The following is a 7,547-nucleotide window of genomic DNA, read 5'->3' as shown; positions in this document are numbered from 1 at the left end:
CGACCGCGTCCCCGGCGCCGGCAGCGGCTGCCCCCGCCGAGCCGGCCCCGGCCGAGCCCGTCCCGGCGCAGGGACTCACCTTCGTCGGCGTCACCTCGTGCCCGACCGGGATCGCCCACACCTACATGGCCGCGGAGTCCCTCGAGAACGCCGCCCGGGCCGCCGGACACACGATGAAGGTGGAGACCCAGGGCTCGGCCGGCTCGACACCGCTGTCGGCGGCGGAGATCGCCGCGGCCGACGCCGTCATCTTCGCCCACGACCTCGAGGTCCGGGACAAGGGACGGTTCGCCGGCAAGCCGACGGTCGACGTCGGCGTGAAGAAGGCGATCAGCGACGGACCCGGCCTCATCGCGCAGGCCGCTGCCGCCGCCGCGGAGTGGAAGGCCGACCCCTCGAAGGCCGCCGCCGCGGCAGCCGCCCCGAGCGGGGGCCTCACCTCGAAGGTCGACGACAGCGCGGGCGTCGGCACGCGCATCCGGCAGTGGCTCATGACCGGCGTGTCGTACATGATCCCGTTCGTCGCCGCCGGCGGCATCCTCATCGCCATCTCGTTCATGCTCGCCCAGGTGGCGATCGGCAAGAACGGCCCCATCGAGATCGTCAAGTACGGCCTGACCGCCGAGGGCCAGTACAACATCACCCAGCACTTCAACCCGGTCTCCCTCACCTCCTGGGCCGCGCTCTGCTTCGTCATCGGGTCGGCGTCGTTCGCCTTCCTCGTCCCGATCCTGTCCGGCTTCATCGCGTTCGGCATCGCCGACCGGCCCGGCATCGTCCCCGGCATCGTCGGCGGCTCGATCGCGGCGACGATGGGCGCGGGCTTCCTCGGCGGTCTCGCGACGGGCTTCCTCGCCGGCTTCGTCGCCCGGTGGATCGCCGGCTGGAAGGTCCACAAGGGCGTCCGGGGCGTCATGCCGGTCGTCGTCATCCCGCTCCTGTCGACGTTCATCACGGCCGGGCTCTTCATCGTCGTCATCGGCCGCCCGATCACCTGGCTCGCCGACCGGCTCACCGACGCCCTCAACGGGATGACCGGCAGCAGCGCCATCGTCCTCGGCCTCATCCTCGGCGCGATGATGGGCTTCGACCTCGGCGGTCCGGTCAACAAGGTGGCCTACACGTTCGCGACGACCGGCCTCGCGACGGTCGGTGCGGCGACCGACGCTCCCCAGCTGAAGATCATGGCCGCCGTCATGGCCGCCGGCATGGTCGCGCCCCTGTCGATGGCCCTCGCGACGACGATCCGCCCGCACCTGTTCACCGAGCCCGAGCGCGAGAACGGCAAGGCGGCGTGGCTCCTCGGCGCGTCGTTCATCTCCGAGGGCGCCATCCCCTTCGCGGCGGCGGACCCGGTCCGGATCATGGTCTCCTCGACGATCGGCTCGGCCGTCACCGGGGCGCTCGCCATGGCCTTCGGCGCGACGCTCCGGGCACCGCACGGAGGCATCTGGGTGCTGCCGCTCATCGGCAAGCCGCTGCTGTTCCTCCTGGCCCTCGTCGCCGGCGTCCTCGTCATGACCGCGATCGTCGTCGCCCTCAAGCAGCGCGACCACTCGCGGGCGGCCGTCGAGGAGATCGCCGAGACGGCCGTGGCCGTCGGCTGACCGCGGCGCCCCGGAGGCCCGACCCGCCTCCGGAGCAGCGGCCCGGCCCATCACCCCATCACCTACCCTGCCCGTCCCCTGCCGGTGGCGCTCCGGCACCCGATCGGGGCCCGTGCGCCACCACCCCTGCCGCCGCCGCGCCGGGACCGACCCCCTGCCCTCCCGGCGCGGCGGCACCCTAGGGTTTCCGCATACCCGAACCACCCGCAGCACCGTCCATCCCCATCTCGCCGCATCCGGCGACCAGCCAAGGAGAACCGAACGACATGCCGACCCGCACCGTGACCATCGCCTCGTCCGTGGGACTGCACGCCCGCCCCGCCGCCCTCTTCGTCCAGGCCGCCTCGGCGACCGGGCTCGACGTCGAGATCGCCCGGCCCGGCGACGACCCCGTCGACGCGACGAGCATCCTCGGCGTCATGGCGCTCGGCGCCAAGCACGGCGAGGAGGTCGTCCTCTCCGCCGACGGCGACGGGGCCGACGAGGCGCTCGACTCCCTCGTCGAGCTGCTCTCGACCGACCTCGACGCGGAGTGAGGACCGCGCCGTGAGTGGAGCAGCGACGGACGAGGGTATGCGGGGGATCGGCGTGAGCGCCGGGCTCGCCTACGGCCCGGTCGTCCTCGTCCAGCCCCCCGTCCGGCCGCCGTCGGACGAGCCGGCGCCGGCCGACGCGGAGGCCGCGCTCGCCGACGTCAAGGCGGCGTTCGAGGCCGTCGCGAGCGGACTGGAGGCCCGGGCCGGGGCGGCGGCCGACACGGCGAAGGAGATCCTCGGCGCGACGGCCCTCATCGCGCGGGACAAGGGTCTGCTCAAGGCGGCCGGCTCCCTCCTCAAGGCGGGCAAGGGTCCCGCGAGCGCCATCGAGGGGGCCGTCGATCAGTACGCGGCCCAGTTCGAGGCGCTCGGCGGCTACTTCGCCGAGCGGGTCACCGATCTGCGCGACGTCGGGGCGCGAGCCGTTGCCCGCGTCCAGGGGCTCCCCGAGCCAGGGGTCCCGTCGCTCGCCGAGCCCTCCGTCCTGGTCGCCGAGGACCTCGCTCCCGCCGAGACGGCGACGCTCGACAAGTCCCTCGTCCTCGGCATCCTCACCGAGGGAGGAGGGCGGACGAGCCACACCGCCATCCTCGCCGCCCAGATGGGCATCCCGGCCGTCGTCCAGGTGGCCGGAGCCCTCGCCATCCCGGCCGGGGCGCTCGTCGCCGTCGACGGCGACGCCGGTGAGGTGACCATCGACCCCGACCCGGCCCACGTCGAGCGGCTCCGCTCGCGCGTCGCGCGGCGCACGGCCGCGCTCGCGGGGAGCCGTGGCCCGGGCCGCACATCCGACGGGCATACCGTGGCGCTCCTGGCCAACATCGGCGGTCCCCAGGACGCCGAGGAGGCGGGTGCCCAGGACCTCGAGGGCGTCGGCCTGTTCCGCACCGAGTTCCTTTTCCTGTCGACCGACAGGGCGCCGACGGTGGCCGAGCAGACCGACATCTACCGGCGGGTGTTCGCGCCCTTCGGCGAGCGGCGGGTCGTCGTGCGGACCCTCGACGCGGGTGCCGACAAGCCGCTGGCCTTCGCCGACCTCGGGCCCGAGGAGAACCCTGCCCTCGGCCGTCGCGGCATCCGCCTGTCCGCCGAGCGTCCCGAGCTCCTCGACGCCCAGCTCGAGGCGCTCGCCGTCGCCGCCCGCGAGACGGGAGCCGACGTGCGCGTCATGGCGCCGATGATCGCGACGGCGGAGGAGGCCGCCTGGTTCGCCCGGCGCGTCCGGGAGAACGGCCTGCCCAAGGCCGGCGTCATGATCGAGGTGCCCGCCGCCGCGCTGCGCGCGCGACACGTCCTCGCCGACGTCGACTTCGGCAGCCTCGGCACGAACGACCTCGCGCAGTACACGATGGCGGCCGACCGTATGCAGGGCGAGCTCGCCGACCTCCTCGACCCGTGGCAGCCGGCCGTCCTCGACGTCATCGCCGCCGCGTGCGAGGGAGCGTCGGCCGCCGGCCGGCCGATGGGCGTGTGCGGCGAGTCCGGCGGCGACCCGCTCCTCGCGCTCGTGCTCACGGGTCTCGGGGTCTCGAGCCTGTCGATGGCGCCCTCGAAGGTCCCGATCGTCCGGCTCTCCCTGTCGCTGCACACGCTCGCCGACTGCCAGCGCCTCGCCGGCCTCGCCCGGCAGGCCCGGACCGCGCAGGACGCGCACGACGCCGTCCACGAGGCGGCCAGTACGGAGCTCACCGCCCTCCTCTGACCGGTTCTCCGGGCGCGCATCCGCCCGCCCGATCGCTCGCCTCCTCGAGGACTCACCCCCGCACGTGCCGAGAAGATGTCGCTCCCCGAGCGTTCCGAGGACATCAACTCGGCACGTGCGAGTCCGAGCGGGGGACGGGGTTCAGAGGGCGGAGAGTCCCCGGGGCGCGCCGAGACCCGTCGGGCCGTCGTATCCGGTGACCGCCGTGCAGAGGTAGTCGCCGCCGCAGAACCCGTTCCTGCCACCGACGACGTCCTGCAGGCCGCTGCGGTGCTGGTAGATGTAGCGGGCGCTGTCGAGCGTCGAGGCGTTGCCCGCCCGGCCGATCATCCCGGCGACGAGCGGCGCGGCGACGCTCGTCCCGCCGACGACGATCCAGCCGTTGTCGGAGCCGAGGCCGTAGGTGTCGCGGACGGTGAAGCCGTCCGCGAGGGCCGACACGTCGGCGACGGTGCGCATCGAGCAGTGGCCGTCCTGCTGCCAGGTGGGCTTGGCATACCAGGCGGAGCAGCCGCTGCCGGCGCCCGACCACGCCGTCTCCTTCCACGCACCGGCCTTCCTGGCGAGGCGGGTGCCGCCGACGGCGATCATCTCCGGGAACGCCGCGGGAACCTGCGCCGTCCCGAAGCCGAAGTCGCCGGACGAGGCGACCTGGGCCACGCCGCGGTGGGTGTAGTAGCGCGTCCGCAGGGTCCGGGCACTCGTGAACTCGTCGCCGCCGTAGGAGTTGGAGACGACGTCCGCGCCGAGGGCCACGGCCCGGTTCACGGCCTTGCCGATGTTGTCGAACGACGGGTCGTCCGCTTCGACGAGCAGGATCCGGCACCGGGGGCAGGAGGCCGAGACGGCCTGCACGTCGAGGGCGATCTCGACACCCCAGCCCGGGTCCGCGTCGGGCGGAGTCGCGCCACCGCGCTGGTTGACCTTCCGGAAGCAGCCGCCTGCCGTCGTGCACGGCGGCAGCCCGAAGGTGGCCCGGTAGGTGGCGAGGTCCTTCTCGACCCGCGGGTTGTCGAAGGCGTCGACGATGGCGACGGTCACGCCCGCGCCGCCGGTGCCCGTGAGCCGGTATGCCGAGGCGATGTCCGCGGGACCGTGCCCCGCGGGCTTGGCCGTCGCCTGGGCGGTGGACCGCTCGACGCTCGAGGGGCTTCGCCACTCGGAGAAGCAGCGGACCTCGCCCGGACCCGCCGTCGAGCACGAGGGACGCGTGGTCGCCGTGGGGGCGCCGGCGCTCGCCGGTTGGGCCATCGCGAGGACGGCCGCGCCGACGGCGCCGAGGGACAGCAGGATGGTGCGGGCTCGAGTCATCGTCAGCTCCCGATCGTGAAGGCGCGGGTGGTCGTCTGGTGCACGATGCCGCCGGCCGCGTCCGTGGCGCTCACGCGCAGGTCCATCACCCGGCCGCGCTGCGCGGATCCGGCCGTGAAGGCCGCCCGGTAGTGTCCCGACCCGGAGGCGACGACCGGCAGCGCGGTCCAGGCCCCCGAGCCGGACCGCGCGACCTCGACGGTCACCGACGTGAGCCTCGCCGTGCCCGCCCCCGAGGGGTAGCCGACCGCCACGTCGAAGGAGCGGGAGCCGACCGGGACGCTCCCGTGGGTCGTGCCGCCGAGATCGACGAGGGCCCGCAGGACGGGCAGCAGCGTGGATGCCGTCCCCTCCGTCGACGGGCACAGCCAGCCCGCCGGCGCCGTCGGCCCACTCGTCGCGCTGGAGGAGAAGCTCACGTCCGTCGTCGTGGTCGTCGACAGCTTCGGCTCGGCGAGTCGGCGGTCGATCGTCGCGACGGCACGATAGGTCGCCCGGCCGGCCGGGACGTCGACGACGGCCCCGAGCGAGTCGTCCTCGTCGAGGAGGGTTCTCCCGTCTCGGGTCAGCCGGAAGTGGGCGACCGGCTGTCCGCTCGGGTCGGCCCACACCTCCCCGACGTGGCTCGGCACGTTGTCGAGCGGCTCGAGGGCCAGGGTCATCGAGGACCTCGTGCGGCAGGCGACGCTCATCGGCACGGTCGACCCCACGGCCGGATCCGGCACGCTCTGGACGATCGGGTTGCGCAGCCAGGTCGCGACCGTCCTCGACCCCGGAGCGAGGACGTGGGGCTCCTGGTCGAACCAGGCCGGGTCGTCGAGGTCCGCGACGTTGCCCAGCACCGCGTCGGCATACGCCGTGCCGCGCGGGCCGAACGCATACTCGGCGCGGACGAGCGGCAGCTGGGTGGGGAAGATGAACGACGAGGCGAAGAACGAGCCCGGGAGGAAGACGATGCGCGAGGTTCCCCCGAGCCGGGAGGGCGCATCGGCGTAGTACGTCGTGTCGATGCGAGCCATCCGAGCCAGGGCCGGTGCCGCGTGCCGCTGGTCGGAGGGTATGCCGGTGTCGGACCACCCTCCGTCGAACCGGTACCGGCCCCCGGGGACCGAGGCGTCACGGGCGTTGAGCGTCGTCTGCTCGTTCAGGGTGCCGTGACGGGGTGGGCGCGTCGGCGGAAGGAAGAGCCTCGCGTGCCCCGGGGTGGCGTCCGTGCCGAAGTCGATGCCCGCGGAGTCCTTCGCATCCGTCCCGACGACGTCGACGAGGAGTCCTTCGGTGAGAGCCGGATCCGGGGTGGTCACCGACGGCACCTCGGTGGCCTTCCGTGCGTCGAGGGTCAGCGTCTGCCCGGAGCCGGTCACGGCGTAGTCGGTGGCGACCATGAGCCACGAGCTGACCGAGGTGTCGGTGAACCGGTCTTCGGAGGCGAGGGCGAGATAGTGCCCCGCGGGGACGCTGACGCGGGCCTGGCCCTCGTCGATCGAGAAGAACCCGCCGTACTTGCGGCCGTCGTCGACGTTCATGAGGAAGCCGAAGCCGTCCCTCAGCTGCGTGCCCCGATGGTCGACGGCCCTGATGACGAGGGTGTGCATCGGATAGCTCGGCGTGACGACGGGGCTCGAGCCCGCGGCCGAGATGCGGGTCACGGTGCCGAACAGGGCACTGCGCGCCGACTGACCCGCGGCCGAGTCGGCGACGGCCTGCCGGGCGAGGGCGGCTCCGAAGAGCTTCGCCGACGCCGGCGTGAGGTAGCCGCTGGCGTGGCCCGCCGTCGCCGACGTCACGGTGACTCCGGGCAGCGAGGGCGTCGCCGACCCGGTGTATGCGAGATCCACCCGCACCGTCGACCCACCGTCGGGACGGGAGACGTCGAAGAGCGAGGGGTCGAGCTGGCGCCCGAGGTAGGGCCTCGCGACGGCCGGGACGGCATACGAACGGTCGCCGGTCCGCATCGTCGTGACGACCGCCGCCGGGCCGTGCGTCGCCGCGCGGAGGATGGTCACGCTCGTGTGCGCACCCGTCGTCACGACGTGGGCCCGGTCGCCGGTGATGAGCGTGACGTCGTGGGCCGCCCGCTCCGGTCCCGTCACCGGGCGTGCCCCTCCCGCGGCCGCGCTGCCCGGTGGGGCGAGGGCCACGAGGGCGGCCGCGGTGGCCACCGCGGCGACGGCCGCGATCCGGCGACGGAACCCACATGCGGACGACGACGTCATGGCCACCCCCGATGCCGACGGCCGTCCGTCCTGCGTGCCGGACGGTCCGCGAGGACCCCGAACCTACGGGCGCCCGCACGTTCCGGCAACCGGGGACGCGTATGCCGTGGTCCCGAGCGTGTCGGCAGGTGCGGGGTTGTCGTGGTTCCTGGACGGATCCGACCACGGAAAGCCC

The 7,547-nt window shown here is 73.9% G+C and carries 5 protein-coding genes; 3 read left to right on the top strand and 2 right to left on the bottom strand.

The features are described from left to right. Positions 1-125 precede the first annotated feature (125 nt). From BN12_RS19190 to ptsP, 3 genes are all read left to right on the top strand, one after another. On the top strand, positions 126-1,607 hold the full coding sequence (locus BN12_RS19190) for a PTS fructose transporter subunit IIC (protein ID WP_048556616.1): 1,482 nt from the start codon (positions 126-128) through the stop codon (positions 1,605-1,607). 266 nt (positions 1,608-1,873) lie between these two features. Next, complete coding sequence (locus BN12_RS19185) at positions 1,874-2,143, top strand: HPr family phosphocarrier protein (RefSeq protein WP_048555021.1); 270 nt, start codon at positions 1,874-1,876, stop codon at positions 2,141-2,143. A gap of 37 nt (positions 2,144-2,180) precedes the next feature. Beyond that, positions 2,181-3,845 (top strand): phosphoenolpyruvate--protein phosphotransferase, encoded by a 1,665-nt coding sequence (gene ptsP, locus BN12_RS19180; protein WP_048555019.1) that lies wholly within the window; start codon positions 2,181-2,183, stop codon positions 3,843-3,845. A 141-nt stretch (positions 3,846-3,986) separates the two neighbouring features. Here the strand turns inward: ptsP and BN12_RS19175 are convergent, their stop codons facing one another. Both BN12_RS19175 and BN12_RS19170 read right to left on the bottom strand, forming a co-directional pair. After that, positions 3,987-5,156, bottom strand: a complete 1,170-nt coding sequence (locus BN12_RS19175) for a S53 family peptidase (RefSeq protein ID WP_048555017.1) — start codon at positions 5,154-5,156, stop codon at positions 3,987-3,989. A 2-nt stretch (positions 5,157-5,158) separates the two neighbouring features. Continuing rightward, positions 5,159-7,372: a hypothetical protein gene (locus BN12_RS19170; RefSeq protein ID WP_048555015.1), complete on the bottom strand. Its 2,214-nt coding sequence runs from the start codon at positions 7,370-7,372 to the stop codon at positions 5,159-5,161. Positions 7,373-7,547 lie beyond the last annotated feature (175 nt).

The sequence above is a fragment of the Nostocoides japonicum T1-X7 genome, from assembly GCF_001046855.1.
GTDB classification, from domain to species: domain Bacteria; phylum Actinomycetota; class Actinomycetes; order Actinomycetales; family Dermatophilaceae; genus Nostocoides; species Nostocoides japonicum.
The sequence above is the reverse complement of the archived record's forward strand: the minus strand, read 5'-3'. Positions and strand labels throughout refer to the sequence as shown.